Origin of the sequence: Streptomyces albus subsp. albus, assembly GCF_000725885.1 — a bacterium.
GTDB classification, from domain to species: domain Bacteria; phylum Actinomycetota; class Actinomycetes; order Streptomycetales; family Streptomycetaceae; genus Streptomyces; species Streptomyces albus.
On the sequence record NZ_JODR01000014.1, the window covers coordinates 20,307 to 39,293 of the forward strand.

Here is an 18,987-nt window from a genome sequence, read left to right on the forward strand (position 1 = left end):
CCCGTATCCCGCTGCACCGGTGAGGTGCCGCTTCCCGGGAGACACCGGCGGGCCCGGTGGGCGGCCCGGCGCCGGTGCACCGGGCCGCCCACCACTCACCGGTCCGTGTCCTCACCGAGCCGTTCGGTCACCCAGGTGTGGAACTCCCCGATGTGGTGCTCGCTGGGCACCAGGACACCGCCCTGCCGGTAGGCGCGGGAGGCCATGGCCGGCTGGGTGCGCTCGCAGGCGTCGAAGTCCTGCACGTTGACGCGGTGGAACAGCTCGACGGAAGGCGACAGGTCCGCGCCGGAGGCCACCACGTCCGGTGCGTACAGCCAGTCGCACTCGACCACCGTGCGGTCCGCGGCCATCGGGAACATCCGGTGCCAGATCACATGGTCGGGCACCAGATTGACGAAGACCTGCGGGCGGACGGTGAGCGCGTAGTAGCGGCGGTCGTGTGCGTCGGGGACGCCGGGCAGGCGGGCGAAGCCGGCGCGGCCGTCCACCGTGAAGCCCTCCGCCTCGGGTGCGAACGAGGGGCCGTGGCCCACGTAGTACTGGGCGGCGAAACCGTCGGCGAACTCGGGCAGTACCTCGGTCAGTTCGGGGTGGATGGTGGCGCAGTGATAGCACTCCATGAAGTTCTCGACGATCAGTTTCCAGTTCGCCGCCACGTCGTAGGTGTGCCGCCGGCCCAGCGCCAGCGACTCGATCCCGTAGTGCCCGATCACCTCGCCCCCGCCCAGCCGTTCGGCGACGTCCGCCATCACCGTCTCCTCGAACGACGGCGGCTCGGCGGCCAGGCACACCCACGCGTACCCCAGCCATTCGCGCAGCGGCACGGTGTGCAGCCCGAAGGCGCTGCGGTCCACATCCGGCATCCGCGTCAGATTGGGGGCGGCGGTCAGCCTGCCGTCCAGGTCGTAGGTCCAGGCGTGGTACGGGCACTGCAGGCTGCGCCGGACCTGCCCGGCCTGCTCGGTGCACAGCCGGGCGCCCCGGTGCCGGCACACGTTGAGGAACGCCCGCAGCTCGCCCCGCCGGTTCCGGGTCACCAGCACGCTCTCCCGGCCCACCTGCACGGTGCGGAAGGCACCGGGTCCGTCGAGGTCGGCGGCGCGGACGGCGCAGAACCACTCGGTCTCGAAGATGCGTTCCTGCTCGCGCCGGAAGTTGTCGGGATCGGTGTAGCGGTCCCCTGGCAGGGTCGCCAGCAGGCTGCCGACAGCGGTCGTCATGTCGTCGTCTCCTCGGGCTCGGTCGCGGACTGCCGCAGCTCGTTCCTGAGCGGGTCGAACAGGGCGATGGGATGTTCCGTGGTGCCGTGCAGCGCCAGGTCGGCGGCGATCTCGCCGACCACCGGGACGAACTTGAAGCCGTGCCCGGAGAACCCGCAGGCCACCGTCACCGCCTCCGGGTGCTCCGGGTGCCGGGCCAGTACGAAGTGCTCGTCAGCCGTGGTGGTGTACATGCAGGTGACGGCCTTGCGCAGCCGGCCGGGCAGCGCGGGGATGCGGGGCCGCAACTGTGCGGCCATCGCCGCCACCTCGTCGTCGTGGACGGTACGGTCGATGGTCTCCGGATCGCAGACGGTGCCCTTGCGGAAGAACGCCACCTTCGCGCCGTCCTGGGGGCCGTCGATGGCCGGGAAGCCGTACACCTGGACCCCGCCGGTGTCCTCCCACACATAGACAGGGTGCTGGCGCGGGTCGAACGCGGCGGTACCGCCCTCCGGCTGGAACCAGTACATGACCTGCCGCTCGACGGTGAAGCGCACGCCGAGGTCCGCGAGCAGCCGCGGGGCCCAGGCCCCCGGGCACACCACCAGGTGCCCGGCCGTGTACACGTCGTCGGCGGTGTGCACACGCACCCCCCGGCCGCCCGGCAGCACCTCCCAGCGCGTCACCGGTTCCTCGAACCGCAGATCGGCGCCGGCCTGGAGGGCCAGCTGCACATGGGCGGTGACGGTTGCCTCGGGCCGTACGAAACCGGCCCGGCCCTCGTACAGCGCCACCTCGTCGTCGGCGGGGGTGAAGGTCGGGAAGCGGCGCCGCACCTCACCGGCGTCCAGCATCTCGTGCGGCAGCCCCCACTGCTCGGCCGAGCGCCGGCTGCCGGCGACCGTACGGGAGTCGGGCCGGCCCAGCATCAGACCGCCGCACAGGGTGACGATGTCCCGGCCCGTGTCCCGCTCCAGCTTCTCGAACAGCTCGTACGAGCGCAGCAGCAGGGGGACGTAGGCCGGATCTTCGAAGTAGGACTGGCGGGTCACACGGGAACCGCCGTGGCTGGAGCCGCGGTTGTGGGCCGGCCCGAAGCGCTCCAGTCCGAGGACGCGGTGGCCGCGGGCCGCCAGATGGCAGGCGGTGGCACTGCCCATGCCGCCGAGACCGATGACGATGACATCGTGGGCCGTCTTCATGGAAATCCTCCTTCTCCGGCCCCGACCGGCCCTCCTCCCGCCGGCGCCGGGCGTGCCGGAGGCACCCGGCCGCCGGGGGCGGGACGGGCGGCAGGGCACGGAGGACGCGGCGGCGCACCCCCGGGGGGGCGGGAGGAGAGGGGCGGGGCCGCGCTTCAGCGGCGGATGCGGGCCATCTCGGGATCGAACAGGGGCTCCTCGGCGACCGTCGCCGCGACCTTCTCGCCGAAGTACTCGACGGCCACGGACGTCCCCGGCACGGCGGCCCGCGCCGGCACCCACGCGTACGCCACGCAGCGGCCCACGCTGTAGCCGTACCCGGCGCTGGTCACATATCCGGCGGCGGTCCCGTCCACGTGCACGGGTTCGCCGCCCATGACCATCGCGGCGGGATCGTCCAGGGTCAGGCACACCAGCCGGCGCTGCGGCGCACCCCGTGCCGCCAGCGCGTCCCGCCCGACGAACTCGCCCTTGGCCGGACGGACCGCGAAGGCCAGGCCCGCCTCCTCGGGGGTGTGCTCCGTCGTCATGTCGGCGCCCCAGGCCCGGTACCCCTTCTCCAGCCGCAGACTGTTGAAGGCGCTGCGCCCGGCGGCGACCACACCGAGGTGCGCCCCGGCCTCCCACAGGGTGTCCCACAGCCGCAGCCCCACATCGGCGTCGGCGTACAGCTCCCAGCCCAGTTCGCCGACGTAGCTGACGCGCAGCGCGGTGACCGGGACGTGCCCGATGAAGCACTCCTTGGCCTTGAAGTAGCCGAAGCCCTCGTGGGAGAAGTCGTCGCGGGTCAGCGGCTGCACCAGTTCGCGGGCCAGCGGGCCCCACACCCCCACGCAGCAGGTGCCGGAGGTGATGTCGCGGATGTGGACGCCCTCCGGGGCACGGCGCGCCAGCCAGTCCAGGTCGGCGGGCGTGTTGGCGCCCAGCTGCCAGCGGTCGGGGCCGAGGCGGGCCGCCGTCAGATCGCTGCGGATGCCGCCGGCCTCGTCCAGCAGCAGGGTGTAGGTGACCGAACCGGGCCTCTTCCTCAGATTGTTGGTGGTCATCCGCTGGAGGAAGTCCAGCGAGCCGGGCCCGGTGACCTCCAGCCGCCGCAGCGGTGTCATGTCGTACAGGGCGACCCGCTCGCGGGTGGCCCGCGCTTCGGCGGCGGCGATGGGCGACCAGTACCGCGCCGACCACGCGTCACGTTCGGGCAGCGGGCCGGCCTGTTCCGGTACCAGCGGCGCGTTGGCCTCGTACCAGTGCGGACGCTCCCAGCCGCCGGACTCCAGGAAGAACGCGCCCAGTTCCTGCTGGCGCGGATAGAAGGGGCTGGTCCGCAGGGGGCGGGCCGCACCGGACGGCTGGAGCGGATGGACGATGTCGTACACCTCGACGAAGCTGCGCTCGCCGCGGTCGCGGACATAGGCGGGGGAGCGCTGGGCCCCTTCGAAACGTTGCGGGTCGCACTCGTGCGGGTCCACGGTGGCGCGGCCGTCGGTCATCAGCTCGGCGACCGCCCGGGCGGCGCCCGCCGCGTGGGTGACCCACACGGCCTCCGCCAGCCAGAAGCCGCGCAGCGTACGGGACTCGCCCAGCAGCGGCATGCCGTCCGGGGTGAAGGAGAAGACACCGTTGAAACCCTCCTCCACCCGGGAGCCGGCCAGCGCGGGCAGCACCCGGCGGGTCTCCGCCCAGCTCGGTGCGAAATCGTCCTCGGTGAAGGGCAGCGAGGACGGCATCACGGGTGCCTCGTCGAAGGAGGGCACCGTGAAGGGGTCCACCGGCAGCGGCCGGTGCGCGTAGGTGCCGATGCCGATGCGGCCGGGGCCGCCGTCGGGGTCCAGGTGTTCGCGGTAGTAGAGGTCGTGGTCCTGGTGGCGCAGGAGGGGCCGCCGCGCCTCGGCGTCCTCGGCACCCTCACCGGCCAGCCGAGCCAGCGGTGCCGTCCTGGCGTACTGGTGGGCGAGCGGCAGCAGCGGCACGTCCACCCCCGCCATGGCGCCGATGACCGGGCCCCAGAAACCGGCCGCGCTCACGACGTGGTCGGCCGGGAAGGTGCCCCGGTCGGTGACGACGCCGCTCACCCGGCCGCCCGCGCGTTCGATGCCGGTGACGGTGTGCCGCTCCAGGAACCGGGCGCCGCGCCGCTCGGCCTCGCGGATCTGCGCCTGGCAGGCGAGCACCGCGCGGGCCAGCCCGTCGCCGGGGGTGTGGAACCCGCCCAGCACGGTGTCCGGGTCCAGCAGCGGGAACAGCTCAGCGCACCGGGCGGGCCCCACCAGTTCGCCCTCCACGCCCCAGGCGGCGGCCAGCCCCGCCTTGCGGTGCAGGTCCCGCCAGCGGGCCGGGGTGGCGGCCACCTCCAGCCCGCCGACCGGCAGGAAGCAGGAGCGCCCCGCCACGTGCAGGGAGCTGAACTTCTCCACCGTGTAGCGCGCGTACGCGGTCAGGGTCCTGGAGGTGTTCGTCCTGAACACCAGGCCCGGGGCGTGCGAGGTGGAGCCGCCGGGGGAGGGGAGCGGGCCCTGCTCCAGGACCGTGACATGGCGCCAGCCGCGGGCGGTCAGCTCCTCGGCGAGCGAGCAGCCGACGATGCCGGCTCCGATGATCACCACACGCTCGGTCAGCCGGCGCGCGGCGTGGGGCGCGGACGCGTTCACAGGACCACCACCGATCGCAGCACCTTGCCCCGCAGCATGCGCTCGAAGGCGATCTCGACCTCGTCCAGGGCGATCGTCTCGGTGACGAACGCCCCCAGGTCGAGCTTGCCGCTGAGATAGAGATCGATCAGGACGGGGAAGTCCCGGCTGGGCAGACAGTCCCCGTACCAGGAGGACTTGAGGGCGCCGCCCCGCGAGAACAGCTCCTGGAACGGCAGCTCGATCGTCACCCCGGGGGAGGGCACGCCCGCCTGCACCAGGACGCCCGCCAGATCGCGCATGGCGAAGCCCTGGAGGTACGTCTCGGGCCGGCCGACCGCCTCGATGACGACGTCCGCGCCGAAGCCGCCGGTCAGCTCGCGGACGGCGGCCACCGGGTCGGTGCCGCGCGAGTTGACGCTGTGGGTGGCGCCGAACTGGGTCGCGGTGTCGAGCTTGGTGTCGTCCACGTCGATGGCGATCACCCGCCGCGCCCCGGCGAGCGAGGAGGCGGCGATGGCGGCGTTGCCCACGCCGCCGCAGCCGATGACGGCGACGGTGTCGCCGTGGCCGACGCCGCCGGTGTGCACGGCGGCGCCCCAGCCGGCCATGACGCCGCAGCCGATCAGTCCGGCGGCCTCGGGCCGCGCGGCGGGATCGACCTTGACCGCCTGTCCGGCGTCGACCAGGGTCTTGTCGGCGAACGCGCCGATGCCCAGGGCCGGGGTGAGCGGGGTGCCGTCCAGCAGCGTCATCCGCTGCCGGGCGTTGCGCGAGTCGAAGCAGTACCAGGGCCGCCCCTTGCGGCAGGAGCGGCAGCTTCCGCACGGTGCGCGCCAGGCGAGGACGACGAAGTCGCCGGGGCGCACATCGGTGACGCCGGGGCCCGTCGCTTCGACGATGCCCGCGGCCTCGTGGCCGAGCAGGAACGGGAAGTCGTCGGCGTCGCCGGCGGAACCTTCCCGGTAGTGCAGATCGGTGTGGCAGACACCGCATGCCTGGACGGAGACGAGGACTTCCCCCGGGCCGGGATCCGGTACCAGGACCGTCTGCACCTCGGCGGGGGCGTCCTTCTTCATCGCGATGACAGCGCGGACCTCGTGTGGCATTCCCAGACCTCGCAAGTTGTTGCGTAGTGCACGACTGGTTGCGCTATGGGAGACATAGTGAGAACGCCGCACTCCGCCGTCAAGAGATGTGGATCAGTGGTTGGTGACGGTGTGTCAGAAATGCGAACTGCGGGCCCGAGGCTTCTCGGACCCGCAGTTATGGGAGGTCGGGGCACCGCCGGAACTGACGGAGCGTCAGAAAATTGTGACGCCGGTCGACGGACGTCAGTATGCGTAACCCATGCGGCGCGAGAGATCCTGCGCCGCCGCCATCGTGCGCTTGGCGACCTCCTGGAGCCGTTCCTCCTCCAGCCGGTAGGAGGGTCCCGACACGCTGATCGCGCCGATGACCTTGCCGTCGTGCGCCCGCACCGGCGCCGCCACCGCGTGCAACCCGATCTCCAGCTCGTCCCGCGCCACCGCGAAACCCGTCTTGACCACCGCTCTCAGATCCGACCGCAACTCGGCCGGCGAGACCACCGTGTGCTCCGTCAGCCGCGGCAGCTTCCGCGACAGCACGCTCTCCTGCACCGACTTGGGCTGGTGCGCCAGCAGCGCCTTGCCGCTGGAGGTCGCATGCAGCGGAGTCCGTCTGCCCAGCCAGTTCTGGGCGGTGACCGAGGAAGCCCCCCGCGCCTGCATGATGTTGACTGCGGCATCGTCGTCCAGCACCGCGATGTTCGCGGTCTCGCCGACCTCCTCCGCCAGCTCCCGGCACACCGGGGCGCCCTCCTGGGAGATGTCCAGCCGGGAAGCCGCCGCGCCCGCCAGGCGCAGCACCCCCGGGCCCAGGTAGTACTTGCCGCGGTCCTGCTCCTGGGAGACCAGCCCTCTGGCCTCCAGTACGCCCAGCAGCCGGAACGCAGTGGACTTGTGGACGCCCAACTCCTCGGCGATTTCGGTCACTCCCGCGTCGCCGTGCCGGGCGAGGATCTCCAGCACGCTCACCGCGCGGTCGACCGACTGCACCGACGCGGCTGCCCTGTTGGACTGCCGTCCCGACCCTGTGTCCTCCGTCTTTTCGCTCATCTGCTCAACGTCACCGCCTGCTGGCCTGGTTGTGGTTCCGCTTGCCCGGACGCGCGAGCGCGCCCGTCGGTGGCCCGGTTCGGGCCAAGGACGCCGGTGAGTGCTTGACGTGAAGCCTCCCCGCTTGGATTCTGTTGCGCATCACGCTCCATCGTGCGCGATGCGGAACTCGGATAGTAGCGAAGTGCCTCCCCGCATCTTCTCGGCTCCACTGCCCGGCTCCGCCGACCTTCCTCACCCGAACGTGCTCGCGAGGTGAATCACCGTGATCCCCGTCTGCCGCCTTGAGGACCTGCCCGCAGGCGAGTCCGTCCGTCTCGACCTCGAACCTCCCATCGCCGTCTTCAACGCCGACGGCGAGCTGTACGCCATCGACGACACCTGCACCCACCAGGACGCGTCCCTGTCGGAAGGCTGGCTCGAGGGCTGTCTGGTCGAATGCCCGCTGCATGCCGCTTCATTCGACCTGCGCACCGGCCGTCCCACCTGCCTCCCCGCTCGCAAGGCCGTGCGCACCCACCGGGTGAGCGTGCTCGACGGCACCGTGTGGGTACACGTCGAGCCCGAACAGGCCGCACAGCCGCACACCGCCGCAGCCGGACAAGGGAGCGCCGCATGAAGACCATCGCCGTGATCGGCGCTTCCCTCGCCGGGCTCCACGCCGCCCTCGCCCTGCGCGAGCACGGCTACGACGGCCGGCTGGTGATCGTGGGGGAGGAGCACCACCGCCCCTACGACCGCCCTCCCCTCTCCAAGGAATTCCTCACCGGAGCGCTCACCGCCGAGCGGCTCCGGCTCGCGGACGCCGAGGAGATCGCCGGCCTCGACGCCGACTGGCTGCTGGGCACCCGCGCCGAAGGACTCGACCCGCCCACCCGCACCGTGACGCTGTCGAACGGCCGCACACTGGCCGCCGACGGCGTCGTCCTGGCCACCGGCGCCGCCCCCCGCACCCTGCCCGGCGAACCCCTCGACGGAGTGCACACCCTGCGCACCCTCGACGACGCGGTCGCCCTGCGCGAACACCTCGGCCGCGGCCAGGTGCGGGTCGTCGTCATCGGCGCCGGCTTCATCGGCGCGGAGGTCGCCTCCTCCTGTGCCACCCTCGGCCACAACGTGACCGTCGTCGAAGCGGCCGAACAGCCGCTGCTGCCCCAACTCGGCGCCCGTATGGCCGCCTTCTGCGCCGATCTGCACACCGACCACGGCGTCACCCTGCTCACCGGCACCGGAGTGACCGCGCTGCACCCCGCCCGGCGCCCCCGGGGCACCCCCGTGTGCGCCGCCGCCGGCACTCAGGAGGGCCGCCGGCGCATCGGGTGGGTCGAGCTGTCCGACGGCAGGTTCCTGCCCGCCGACGTGGTCGTCGTCGGCATCGGCGTCCGCCCCGCGACCGACTGGCTGGCCGGCTCCGGCATCCCGCTGGACGACGGCGTCGTCTGCGACGCGGGCGGCATGACGGCCGTGCCCGGCGTGGTGGCCGTCGGCGACGTGGCCCGCAGCGCCGGACACCGCGCCGAACACTGGACCAGCGCCATGGAGACCGCCGCCGTCGCCGCCCGCAACCTGCTGGCCGGCACCACGGTGGAGACGTACAGCGGTCTGCCGTACTTCTGGTCCGACCAGTACGGCATCCGCATCCAGCTCGCGGGGCGGCGCGGAAGCGGCGACACCGTGCGCGTCGTGGAGGGCTCACCCGAGGACCGCAGCTTCCTCGCCGTGTACGAACGGGAGGGCACCACCACCGCCGTACTGGCCGCGAACCGGCCCCGCCCCTTCCTGCGGGCCCGCCGCGAGCTGGCCCGCGCCGGGGGCCTCGCCGCGGTGTGAGTGCGGGCGCCGGATGCCAGAGCGCGGTGCCGGATGGGGTGCCGGTGCCGGGTGGGGGCGGCTCCACCCGGGTGCGGGCGGGTGTGGTGCCGGGCCGGGGCACCGGGTGCGAGCGCCGGGTGTGAGGGCGCGGGCACCCGGTCGGGTGCCGGTGCCGGCTCCACCCGGGTGCGGGCGTGTGCGGCGCCGGGCCGGGCGCCGGGTGGAGGGGGCCGGGTGTGAGCGCGCCGGCACCCGGCGGGGTGCGGGCGCCGGCACCTCCACCCGGTGCCGCCGCCCCTCAGTTGCTCGCGGACGCCGGCTGCTTCTCGCTCGGCCGCACGATGACGAAGCCCTCACCGTCCAGCCGCAGTTGCACGGCCTCGCCCGAACCGCCGCGGATCATCGAGCCGAAGCTCTGCGACCGGTGCAGCGACGTCTGCAACTGGGCGCTCCAGCCGACCACCGCGTCGGTGTCCACGAACACCGGCGCCTGCGTCGAGACCGGGATCACGATCGGCGACCCCTCGCAGATGACGGCGAGCTTGCCCTGCCCGGAGAAGACACTGTTGAACAGACCCCCGCCGGCCATCCCCGCGCCCTTGACGACGCCGATGTCGTAGTGCAGCCCGGCGTCGAAACACAGCACGTTCCGCCCGTTGACCGTCAACGCGTCACCCGGGCCTATCTCCACGATGAAGCAGTTCTCCGCCTCGTGCGCGAACCACGCCTCGCCCTGTCCGCTCACGGACATCAGCGCCAGCCCTTCCCCCGTCACCTGACGCTTGAGGAAGTTGCCGACCCCCTGCCCCTTCTTCTCGAACCGGAGATTCCCCCGGAACGCCACCATCGACCCCTGCCGTGCGAGGCACTCACCGTTGACGGTGTACTTCACACACTTGTCGTTCTGCAGCTCCATCCCCGCGGCGGTGGGCGGCTGCGCCATGTTCTTCGAAGCGAAGAGCTCACTTTGCATGGCTGTATGTTCCCCCGGAATCCGGGCATCCAGGAACACCCGGCGGGTACCGGACCGCGGCACGCACACCGGCGCCGCCCGGCACCATTTGAGACTTCCGGCACAGGCACCCCCGCACATCCCGGCCACCGTCCTCGGAAAAGTCCCAAAAAGCAGTTCAATGAAACGATGGAAGGTACCGAGGGGCGGTACAGCCCCCGCACACCCGAGGAGGCCGGCTGTGAAATTCGTACTCGAAATCGACATGGACCAGATGCGCGGCGACGGCGAGGCCGCCGCGGAACTCGGACGGGCCCTGCGCTACTGGGGCGGCAACCTTCACCACTACGCGCTGGTGCCCGGTGACGGCTCCGCCGTCCTCGACTCGCACTACCGTGAGGTGGGCAACTGGCGCATCACCGACGCCTGACCCCGGGCGGCACCGACCGGGACGACGGCCCGGGACGGCGGCGCCGCCCACCCCGACCGCACACCGGATGAGCACCACCAGCACGGAATGAGGAACCCATGACCAGCGCCGGCGCCGACCCCCTGCGCATCGGACAGGAACTCGACGGTGCCGTCGTCACCGTCGATCCCGGCCTGCCCCCGCACGTCCACCAGGAGATCGAGGAGATCATCGGACGCCCGCTGGGCACCGGCCCGGGCCCCCGCGTCCACATCGGCCCCGGCTTCCCCGAGCCGGCCGGCCGGGAACGGCTGCTGTGGGTGCACAGCACCAACGCCGGCGTCGACGCACTCCTGGCCGCCCGCACCCCCTGGCCCCGCGAAGTCCTGCTGACCCGCACCGTCGGCCGGATGGGGGAGCGGATCGGACAGTACGTCCTCGCCTGGGCACTGGCCGAACTCCAGAACGTGCCCGGCTTCCTGCACCAGCACGAGACCCGCACCTGGCACCGGCTGCCCACCGAACTGGCCGACGGCACCCTCGCCGTCGTCTTCGGCGCCGGCCGCATCGGCTCCGCCGTCGGCAGCGCGCTGGGCAGCTGCGGCATTCACACGGTCGGCGTCGCGCACGGCGCCCGCACCGCCCCGGGGCTCGACCGCGTCGTCCCCCTCGGTGACCCCGGCGAGACGGGCGGCAGCGGTGTCCCGGCACCGGAACTGGCCGAGGCGCTCTCCCGAGCCCGCTGGGTCGTCAACACCCTGCCCCTCACCCCCGAGACGGCCGGACTGTTCGGCGCGGGACTGTTCGCCGCCTGCGACGGTGCCACGTTCTTCAACGTCGGCCGCGGCGAGACCGTCCGCACCGACGACCTCGCCCGGGCACTGCGCACCGGCCGGGTACGCCGCGCCGTCCTCGACGTGCTGCCCACCGAACCCGCACCCTCCGACGACGCCGCCTGGGACCTGCCGCGCACCACCCTCACCTCCCACTCGGCAGGGCCCACCACCGACGCCGACATCACCGCCGACTTCCGCGGCGCATGGCACACGCTCCGCGGCGGCGACCTGCCCGAACTGACCGTGCGGGTCTCCGCGGGCTACTGACATCCGCGGCCGGAGGACACGACGAAAGTCAGCCCCGCCCCCGCCCCTGGGACAGTGCCGCCGCCCCCAGCGCCCCTCCTACGCTCCCGGCCATGTTCACCGCACAGCGCAGGGCGGTCGCCGCCGCCCTTCTCACCGCATGCCTGCTCGCACCCGCCGCCACCGGCTGCGCCCCCGGGGACGGGGCACCCGCGGCGGCCCGGGCCCGGGACACCGCCGCGACACCGGCGGGGCAGGAGAGGTACACCCTGCCCCGCCCGACCGGCCCCCACCCCACCGGCCGGGACACCCTCCACCTGGTGGACCCGTCACGCCGCGACCCCTGGGTGCCGTCGGCCGGCGCCCGTGAAGTGCTCGTCTCCCTCCTCTACCCGGCCGGGCGCGGCCACGGCGCCGACGGCGAGCGGGCCGCGTACCTCTCGCCGCGCGAGGCCGAACTGCTGGTCGAGGGCCAGAAACTGACGAAGCTCGTCACGGCCCGGCAGGTCGCCGCCTTCCGCACCAACGCCCGCACCGGGGCCCGCCCCGCACCGGGCCGCCACCCGCTCGTCGTCCTGTCACCGGGCTTCACCCTGCACCGGGCCACCCTCAGCGTCCTCGCCGAGGAACTCGCCTCGCACGGCTACGTCGTCGCCCTCCTCGACCACGCCCACGAGTCGTTCGGCACCGACTTCCCCCGCCGCTCCGGCTCCGGCACCCGCACCCTCACCTGCGCGGCCTGTGACCGGGTGGAACAGGCGCCGGACGACGCCGGGGAGAAGAAGGTGCTCGCCCGCGCGGCCCGCAACAGGGCCGCCGACATCTCCTTCGTCGTCGACGAACTGACGGGCGGCACCCCGCACGCCACCGGCCCGCGGCCCCGCGACTACGCCCCGCTCATCGACACCCGCCGCATCGGCGCCGCCGGCCACTCCCTCGGCGGCAACGCGGCAGCCGTGGCCGCCGGCACGGACCGCCGTATCCGGGCCGCCGCCGACCTGGACGGCACCTTCTTCGCCCCCGTGCCCCGCGCGGGCACCGGCCGCCCCCTCCTGCTGCTCGGCACCGAGGACGGCCACACCCCGCGGGCCGAGGACACCACCTGGCTGCGCCAGTGGCACCGCCAACGCGGCTGGAAACGCTGGCTCACCGTGACCGGCACCGGCCACCTCTCCTTCACCGACCTGCCCGTCCTCGGCGCCCGGCTGGGGGTCACCGACCCCACGGCCCCCCTCTCCGGCGAGCGCAGCCGCCGCATCACCACCGGCTACGTCACCGCCTTCTTCGACCACCACCTGCGCACCCTCCCCCGCCCCCTCCTCGACGCCCCGACCCCCACCAACCCGGAAGTCACCTTCCACCGACCGTGACCGCCACCTGCGTCCGCCGGCGCCGGGCGCCGGTCAGTCCGACAGCCGCTGGATGCGGCGGGAGATGCGGGCGTGGGCGTTGAGCATGTCGTGGGTGTGGGGGAGGGTGAGGGTGCCGTTCTCGACGACGGGGCGGCCCTGGACGATCGTGTGGCGGGGGCGGACGGGGCCGCAGCGGAGCCAGGCTTCGACCAGGTCGGTGTGGGCGCCGGCGAAGGCGAACTCGTCCAGCTCCCAGACCGTCACATCGGCGGGGGCGCCGGGGGTGAGGCGTCCCAGGCCGTCCTCGCGGCCCAGGCAGGCGGCGGCGTCCACGGTGGCGGCGCGCAGGACGTCGCGGGCCGTGGTGGAGGCGGCGCCGCCGCGCTCGCGGGCCGCGGCCAGTGCGGTGCGGGCCTCCAGCCACAGCGAGGCGTGGTCCGTGGAGGCCGAACCGTCGCAGCCCAGGCCAACGGTGACGCCCGCCTCGCGCAGGGCGGGCAGGCTCGCCGCACCCGCGCCCAGCATCATCGTCGAGCCCGGGCAGTGGGCGACGGCGGTGCCCCAGCGGCCCAGCCGGGCGCGTTCGCCGGGTTCGGAGAAGACGAAGTGCGCGACCCAGGCGCGGTCGCCGGCCCAGCCGACGTGCTCGAACTGGTCCACCGGGCGGCGTCCGAACGTCTCGCGGCAGTAGGTCACCTCGTCGAGGGACTCGGCCAGGTGCGTGTGCAGGCGTACGTCGAGACGTTCGGCGAGCCGTGCCGTCTCGGCCATCAGCCGTTCGCTGACGGCGGCCTGGGTGGCGGGGGCGAGGGCGATGCGGACCATGGAGCCCGGCGACGGGTCGTGGTAGGTGCTCACCAGACGTTCGCAGTCGGCGAGGATGTCGTCGGTGCTCTGCGTGATCTCCTCGGGGGCGGGCCCGCCGTCCCGTTCGGACAGGTCGAGGGCGCCGCGGCACGCGTGGAAGCGCAGCCCGACCTGGCGGGCTGCGCGGATCTGGGCGTCGGTCAGCCGGGGCCGCGGATGGGAGTGGAGCATGTCGGCGGTGGTGGTGCAGCCGCCCAGGGCGAGTTCCGCGAGTCCGACCCAGGTGGAGACCTCCACCGCTTCCTCGTCCAGCCCGGCCCACAGGGGATAGAGGGTCCCCAGCCAGTCGAACAGCTCGTAGCGGGTGGCGGGGGCGTAGGCGCGGGTCAGGTTCTGGAAGATGTGGTGGTGGGTGTTGATCAGCCCAGGGGTCACCAGCGCACCGCGTGCAGAAAGGGTGCGGGCCGCCCGCGGTTCGGTGCCGGGGCGGCCGGTGCCGGTGACCGTGCCGTCCCGCAGGGCGACCCAGCCGCCCGGGATCTCGTCCCCGTCCATGGTGACGAGCAGTTCGGCGTCACGGATCAGTGTGTCGTTCACTGCGGGTTCCTCCTTGCGTGCGGGCACCGTCGCCTGCCGGGTGCGCCGGTGGCCGTCGCCCCATGCGTGTCCGGTGGCAGGCGGGGAACTCGCGGACGGTACGGCCCGGCCCGCCGGTACCCGACGAGGAGAAGGAGCGGTCGCATGCACTGTTACGACTGCTACGAGGAGGGCGTCGAGAGCGTCGCCGTCGCGGTGTGCGTGGAGTGCGGCGCGGGCGCCTGCCCGCGGCATCTGCACAGGGACCCGGAGCCCGTGCGGCGCTCCAGTGCGACGGGCCGGGTGTGGTCGGCGCACGACGCACGCCGCATGACCTGCCTCGTCTGTCACGAGTCGCTGCACCCGGACGGCCGCTGACGGACCGGACGGTCTGTGACAATGGGACGGTCTCTGACGGTCGGACGGTCTGTGACAACGGGACGGTCTCTGACGGACCGGACGGCCGCTGACGGCGGACCGGGCGGTCTCTGACGGTGACGGCACCGGGCCGGCGGCCGGGCCTTCCGTTCACGGCCGGTCCCGGCCGCTCACGGCCGCCGCCCGGTGCCCCGGCCGTGCCGTCAGGCGGAGCGTCGCAGGGCCCGGCCGACCGCCGCCGCCCCGGCGACGGCCGCCGTCGCGCCGAGCGCGGCGAGCAGCCCGTGGTGGTGGGAGGCCCACAGCTGGTGACTGCGCGGTGAGGACTCGTCGTCGAACGCGCCGTGCGCCCCGTAGTCGTGGTGCTCGTCGGCGGGCTTCCACAGATTGTCGGGCTGGGAGGGGGAGCGGTCCCGGCCCGTCTGCTGCCTCTTGAAGCCGGTCCTGGCCAGATAGCGGTCGAGCAGGCCCGGCGCGAACTTGTCGCCCAGCAGGGTCCCGACGGTGGAGCCGCCCACCCAGTACTCGCGCCGGCCGGGGTGGTCGGCGGCGTACAGGATGCCGCGGGCCGCGACCTCCGGCTGGTAGACGGGCGCCACCGGACGGGGGCTGTGCGGCAGCCGCGACTTGACCCAGGTGAACTGCGGGGTGTTGAGCCCCGGCAACTGCACCATCGTCACCCGCACGCCGCTCTTGTCGTGGAGCAGTTCGCAGCGCAGCGACTCGTGGAAGCCCTGGATGGCGTGCTTGGCCGCGCAGTACGCGGCCTGCAACGGGACGCCCCGGTAGGCGAGTGCGGAGCCGACCTGGACGATGGTCCCGCCGCCCCGGGGCTCCATGCGGTGGAGCGCGGCGAGGGTGCCGTGCACGAAGCCGAGGTAGGTCACCTCGGTGGCCCGGCGGAACTCCTCCGCGCTCACCTCGCGTACGGGGGCGAACACGGTGGAGAAGGCCACGTTCACCCACACGGCGATCGGGCCCAGCTCCTGCTCGATCCGGTCGGCTGCGGCCTCGACGGCGTCGTGGTCGCTGACGTCGACGGCCAGCGGCAGGGCGGTGCCGCCCGCCTCCCGTACGTCGTCGGCGGCGCCCGCCAGTCCTTCCTCACCCCGGGCCAGAAGCGCGACACGGGCGCCGCGCGCGCCGAACGCGCGGGCCGTCGCCCTGCCGACGCCTCCGCTGGCGCCGGTGACCACGACCACCTGGCCGTCCGTGCCCGCGCGTGCTCCCTGCTGCCGGCTCATCGGCACCTCCGCTGTCTCGTTCGGGTCTTCGGCCGGCGCCCGGGGCGGCCGGGCCCGGGCCGAGGGGCGCCGGCCGGCCTGGGGACCGCGCCCCGCCTTGCGGCCCGTGTCCTCTGCGGCCTGCGTGGCCTGTGTGTCCTGTGCGGCCTGTGTGTCCTGTGCGGCCGGTAAGCGCGCCGTGGCCGGTGTGTGGCCGGTGTGCACCGTGGCGGGCGCCGGACCCGCCGGGTACCCGGTTCGGCGCCTGGGATCACCTGGTGCGGGCAGCCGCCCCGCGCCCTCTCAGGGGTCACCCCCGGCAGCCGGACACGTCCGGTTGCCGGGGGCGGCCTGTCGTTGTCGGGGACCGTCGTCGGGGGTGTCAGGGGCCCAGCAGGGAGAACAGCCCGCCGTCCGGGTCGCGTACGGTCGCGTAACGACCGTGCGGCGCCTGCTGGACGGGCGAGAGCACCGAGCCGCCCGTCCGCTCGACGGCGGCCAGCGCCGCGTCGATGTCGTGCGCGCGGAAGTACACGTCCTACCGGGTGCGCCGCCGGGGGTCGGGCGCGGCCTCGATGCCGCCGCCACGCAGCCCGGCGACGGTCTCTCCGTCCACCAGGATGTGCACCTCGTCGTGCTGTTCCTCGTAACTGACCCCATGACTGGGGTTCTTCGTCCAGTCGAGCACTTCGCCGTAGAAGAGTGCCGCCGCGAAGGCGTCGCTGGTGTGCAGCTCCAGCCAGGCGGGTGCGTGTCCGGCGCCCACCTCCCAGCCGCGCGGCAACTCGCCCTGCCACAGGCCGAACGGTGCTCCCTGCGGGTCGGCCACCATGGCGGCGCGGCCCTCGCCCACGCGCAGCGGTCCGACGGCGACGGTGGCGCCCCTCTCGTGGACGCGGTCGCACGCCAGGTCCGCGTCGGGCGTGGAGAAGAACACGGTCCAGCGGACGGGCAGTTGCCAGGAGACGGCGGCTTCGTTGAAGCCTGCGACCGGTTTGCCTTCCCTGGTGGCCGTGCGGAATCCGGAGCCGAGGGGGCTGTCCGTGAAGGTCCAGCCCAGTACGGCGCTGTAGAACTCCTCGGTGGCCTGCCGGTCGCGGACGGTGAGGCTGACCCAGCATGGCACCCCGGGTACGGAATCCATCACGTCACCTCAAGCCTCCTGCTGTTCCTCTCTCGTCCGGTCTTGTGTCCGGGTTCTGCCTTCGTTTCCCGTGTGCCGTGGTGCCCGCCGCCTGCGGAGAGGAAACGAGGAGAGGAATGTAGGTTTTTGTTCGGTTTGCGGGTCTGCTGTCGGGTACCGGGCGGGATGCGCCGGTTCCACGACGGGGCCCCGGCCCGCGCCGTGGTGTCCCCGCACCGTGCGGAGCCGGCGCCGGCGTCCGAGCCCGGCACTGCGAGCGGCACGCCCGCATGCCCGGACATCCGGAACGCCGCCCCCCGACACCGTCCGCGCGCCGGCGAACGTGCCGCGCGCCCCCGAGGAGCCCCTCATGATGGCCCACCCCGAAACCCTGCGAGAGCTGCTCACGCGCTACGAGGCACTCCGCTCCCGCCCCGGCCGCGGCCGGGAGCTGGACGATGTCTCGTACACGCTGTGCGTCTCCACCGCCACCCGCGACATCCGCGACGCACTGCGCGCGGCACAAGCGCACGTCGCAGGGTCTCAGGCCGCCTGAACCCGTCGGCCCCGCGTGCGGGCGGGGCGCCACGTGGCCACCAGGGCCGCGGCCAGCAGCAGTTCGGCGATGTCGCCGCCGTAGTACATCAGCTCGGCCCCGCCCCGCACCTGCGGGACCGGGGCCGGGATGTCCACGCCGAAGCCCCCGTACATTGCCTGCGAGAGCACGGCGTGCACCGCGATCGCCACGCCCAGCAGCACCAGCCGGGCCGGTACGCCGGGCCGCGCGGGCGCCGGGTCGGGGCCGGCGATCACCCAGGCGAACAGACAGCCGGACGCCAGGAAGTGCAGGTGCAGCAGCCAGTGCCCCAGCGGGTGCGCGGTGGCCGCGCCGTACAGGGGCGTGCAGTAGAGCACCACCAGCGAACCGGTGTTCAGCAGCAGCGCCGAGGCGGGATGCGCGAGCACCCTCAGCGGACGTGACCGCAGTACGGCGGTGAGCCGCCGCGCGCGGACGGCGGGCAGCGTACGAAGCAGCAGCGTGACCGGTGCGCCCAGCACCAGCCCCAGCGGCGCGTACATCCCGATCAGCAGGTGCTGGGCCATGTGCCCCCGGAAGTCGTGGTGCGCCCACGGCGCCAGCGGCGGCAGCAGGGCCACGGCGAGCAGTGCGCAGCCCGTCAGGAAGGCCGCCGTGCGCGGGCTGCTCCAGCCCGGCCCCCGCCCGCCGCGGCGCGCACGGCGGACCAGCAGCAGGTAGCCGGCCGCGGGCAGGACGGCGGCCAGCACGGGCAGCAGCGTCAGCACCGGCGCCAACGGACCGTCCACGTCCCCGTGTCCATGGCCCGGGGCGGGGCCTCCCGGTGGATGAGCGGCCCTCATACCGGCCGCCCGGCCCGTGCCGTACCCGCCCCGCCGCCGACCGGACGTCCGCCGCGCTGGAGGAGACAACCGCCGGCCAGCAGCAGCGCGCCCAGCACCAGGAAGCCGATGTCCCACCACAGTTGGTAGGGGCCGCCGTGCACGTGGTGGATGCCGAGGATCTGGTGGTCCAGCAGCCCCTCCACCAGGTTGAAGACGCCCCAGCCCGCGATGATCCAGCCCCACAGCACCCGCGAGCCCCACACCCTGCGGCGCCCGGTGGTGACCCGCGCGTAAAGGACGGCCAGCCCCAGCAGGACGGCAAGCCAGCACACGGCGTGGAAGATGCCGTCCCACACGGTGTTCATCTCCAGTCCGGAGACGGTGTGGGGGGAGTAGTACTTCACCCCGATGCGGTCGTCGTTGGTGCTGGTCAGCATGTGGTGCCACTGGAGGATCTGGTGCAGCAGGATGCCGTCGACGAACCCGCCGAGCCCCACCCCCAGCACGATCCCCGGCAGCCGCAGGCTCGCGGGTGCCTCCGTCCCGGCCCCGGCCTCGCCCGTCGTGGCCATTCTCCGCTCCGTTCCCTCGCTCGCTCGCACTCCCGCCCCGTACGGGGCCACGCCCCGGCCGGACTGGAGACCTCCGGCCGGTCCGGCGACCTCCGGCCGGAGGCCCTGGCCCGGAGCGGACCACTGGGACCCGGCCGGGCTCGCGGTGTGCTCCGGGCCCGGCCGCGTGT

Annotated in this window: 19 protein-coding genes; 7 read left to right on the top strand and 12 right to left on the bottom strand. The window is 73.6% G+C overall.

What is annotated here, in order from left to right:
• Positions 1–95 precede the first annotated feature (95 nt).
• The 5 genes from IO40_RS0116490 to IO40_RS0116510 all read right to left on the bottom strand — a co-directional run bounded on the left by IO40_RS0116490 (position 96) and on the right by IO40_RS0116510 (position 7,169).
• Positions 96–1,223 (bottom strand): aromatic ring-hydroxylating oxygenase subunit alpha, encoded by a 1,128-nt coding sequence (locus tag IO40_RS0116490; RefSeq protein WP_030405386.1) that lies wholly within the window; start codon positions 1,221–1,223, stop codon positions 96–98.
• Positions 1,220–2,407: an N-methyl-L-tryptophan oxidase gene (gene solA / locus IO40_RS0116495; protein ID WP_030405387.1), complete on the bottom strand. Its 1,188-nt coding sequence runs from the start codon at positions 2,405–2,407 to the stop codon at positions 1,220–1,222. The genes IO40_RS0116490 and solA overlap by 4 nt, the downstream gene beginning before the upstream one ends.
• A gap of 155 nt (positions 2,408–2,562) precedes the next feature.
• Positions 2,563–5,052 (bottom strand): GcvT family protein, encoded by a 2,490-nt coding sequence (locus IO40_RS0116500; RefSeq protein ID WP_078659826.1) that lies wholly within the window; start codon positions 5,050–5,052, stop codon positions 2,563–2,565.
• Positions 5,049–6,140: an S-(hydroxymethyl)mycothiol dehydrogenase gene (locus IO40_RS0116505; RefSeq protein ID WP_016471037.1), complete on the bottom strand. Its 1,092-nt coding sequence runs from the start codon at positions 6,138–6,140 to the stop codon at positions 5,049–5,051. The genes IO40_RS0116500 and IO40_RS0116505 overlap by 4 nt, the downstream gene beginning before the upstream one ends.
• Positions 6,141–6,365: 225 nt before the next feature.
• Positions 6,366–7,169, bottom strand: a complete 804-nt coding sequence (locus IO40_RS0116510; protein WP_016471038.1) for an IclR family transcriptional regulator — start codon at positions 7,167–7,169, stop codon at positions 6,366–6,368.
• Between the two features lie 265 nt (positions 7,170–7,434).
• On the opposite strand from IO40_RS0116510, the gene IO40_RS0116515 reads away from it, so the two are divergent.
• A complete protein-coding gene (locus IO40_RS0116515; RefSeq protein ID WP_016471039.1) occupies positions 7,435–7,788 on the top strand; it encodes a bifunctional 3-phenylpropionate/cinnamic acid dioxygenase ferredoxin subunit in 354 nt (117 codons plus the stop codon).
• Complete coding sequence (locus tag IO40_RS0116520; protein ID WP_031175658.1) at positions 7,785–8,999, top strand: NAD(P)/FAD-dependent oxidoreductase; 1,215 nt, start codon at positions 7,785–7,787, stop codon at positions 8,997–8,999. Before IO40_RS0116515 ends, IO40_RS0116520 begins: the two co-directional genes overlap by 4 nt.
• Positions 9,000–9,279: 280 nt before the next feature.
• On the opposite strand, the gene IO40_RS0116525 is transcribed toward IO40_RS0116520, so the two are convergent.
• Positions 9,280–9,954 (bottom strand): AIM24 family protein, encoded by a 675-nt coding sequence (locus IO40_RS0116525; RefSeq protein ID WP_016471041.1) that lies wholly within the window; start codon positions 9,952–9,954, stop codon positions 9,280–9,282.
• Between the two features lie 220 nt (positions 9,955–10,174).
• Between IO40_RS0116525 and IO40_RS0116530 the strand changes: the two genes are divergently transcribed.
• The 3 genes from IO40_RS0116530 to IO40_RS0116540 all read left to right on the top strand — a co-directional run bounded on the left by IO40_RS0116530 (position 10,175) and on the right by IO40_RS0116540 (position 12,794).
• Positions 10,175–10,363: a hypothetical protein gene (locus tag IO40_RS0116530; RefSeq protein WP_031029355.1), complete on the top strand. Its 189-nt coding sequence runs from the start codon at positions 10,175–10,177 to the stop codon at positions 10,361–10,363.
• A gap of 98 nt (positions 10,364–10,461) precedes the next feature.
• Entirely contained in the window at positions 10,462–11,445 is a 984-nt protein-coding gene (locus tag IO40_RS0116535) for an NAD(P)-dependent oxidoreductase (RefSeq protein WP_031175659.1), read from the top strand.
• 92 nt (positions 11,446–11,537) lie between these two features.
• Positions 11,538–12,794, top strand: coding sequence for an alpha/beta hydrolase family protein (locus IO40_RS0116540; protein WP_030405391.1), 1,257 nt, complete (start codon positions 11,538–11,540; stop codon positions 12,792–12,794).
• A 33-nt stretch (positions 12,795–12,827) separates the two neighbouring features.
• Here the strand turns inward: IO40_RS0116540 and IO40_RS0116545 are convergent, their stop codons facing one another.
• A complete protein-coding gene (locus IO40_RS0116545; RefSeq protein ID WP_041969066.1) occupies positions 12,828–14,180 on the bottom strand; it encodes an amidohydrolase family protein in 1,353 nt (450 codons plus the stop codon).
• Positions 14,181–14,324: 144 nt separating this feature from the next.
• Between IO40_RS0116545 and IO40_RS0116550 the strand changes: the two genes are divergently transcribed.
• Positions 14,325–14,537 (top strand): DUF2180 family protein, encoded by a 213-nt coding sequence (locus tag IO40_RS0116550; RefSeq protein WP_016471046.1) that lies wholly within the window; start codon positions 14,325–14,327, stop codon positions 14,535–14,537.
• Between the two features lie 203 nt (positions 14,538–14,740).
• Here the strand turns inward: IO40_RS0116550 and IO40_RS0116555 are convergent, their stop codons facing one another.
• The 3 genes from IO40_RS0116555 to IO40_RS33650 all read right to left on the bottom strand — a co-directional run bounded on the left by IO40_RS0116555 (position 14,741) and on the right by IO40_RS33650 (position 16,904).
• Positions 14,741–15,781, bottom strand: a complete 1,041-nt coding sequence (locus tag IO40_RS0116555) for an SDR family oxidoreductase (RefSeq protein WP_031175661.1) — start codon at positions 15,779–15,781, stop codon at positions 14,741–14,743.
• A 361-nt stretch (positions 15,782–16,142) separates the two neighbouring features.
• Entirely contained in the window at positions 16,143–16,295 is a 153-nt protein-coding gene (locus IO40_RS38830) for a VOC family protein (protein WP_016471048.1), read from the bottom strand.
• 3 nt (positions 16,296–16,298) lie between these two features.
• Positions 16,299–16,904, bottom strand: a complete 606-nt coding sequence (locus tag IO40_RS33650; RefSeq protein WP_016471049.1) for a VOC family protein — start codon at positions 16,902–16,904, stop codon at positions 16,299–16,301.
• A 349-nt stretch (positions 16,905–17,253) separates the two neighbouring features.
• Between IO40_RS33650 and IO40_RS0116565 the strand changes: the two genes are divergently transcribed.
• A complete protein-coding gene (locus IO40_RS0116565; RefSeq protein ID WP_406926729.1) occupies positions 17,254–17,439 on the top strand; it encodes a DUF5133 domain-containing protein in 186 nt (61 codons plus the stop codon).
• Here the strand turns inward: IO40_RS0116565 and IO40_RS0116570 are convergent.
• Together IO40_RS0116570 and IO40_RS0116575 are read right to left on the bottom strand one after the other, a co-directional pair.
• The gene (locus tag IO40_RS0116570; RefSeq protein WP_078616377.1) at positions 17,427–18,263 is read right to left on the bottom strand and encodes a cytochrome c oxidase assembly protein; all 837 of its coding nucleotides are present in this window, start codon (positions 18,261–18,263) and stop codon (positions 17,427–17,429) included. The two genes, IO40_RS0116565 and IO40_RS0116570, sit on opposite strands and share 13 nt — an antisense overlap.
• A complete protein-coding gene (locus IO40_RS0116575; protein ID WP_030405396.1) occupies positions 18,260–18,817 on the bottom strand; it encodes a DUF2243 domain-containing protein in 558 nt (185 codons plus the stop codon). Before IO40_RS0116575 ends, IO40_RS0116570 begins: the two co-directional genes overlap by 4 nt.
• Positions 18,818–18,987: the final 170 nt, after the last annotated feature.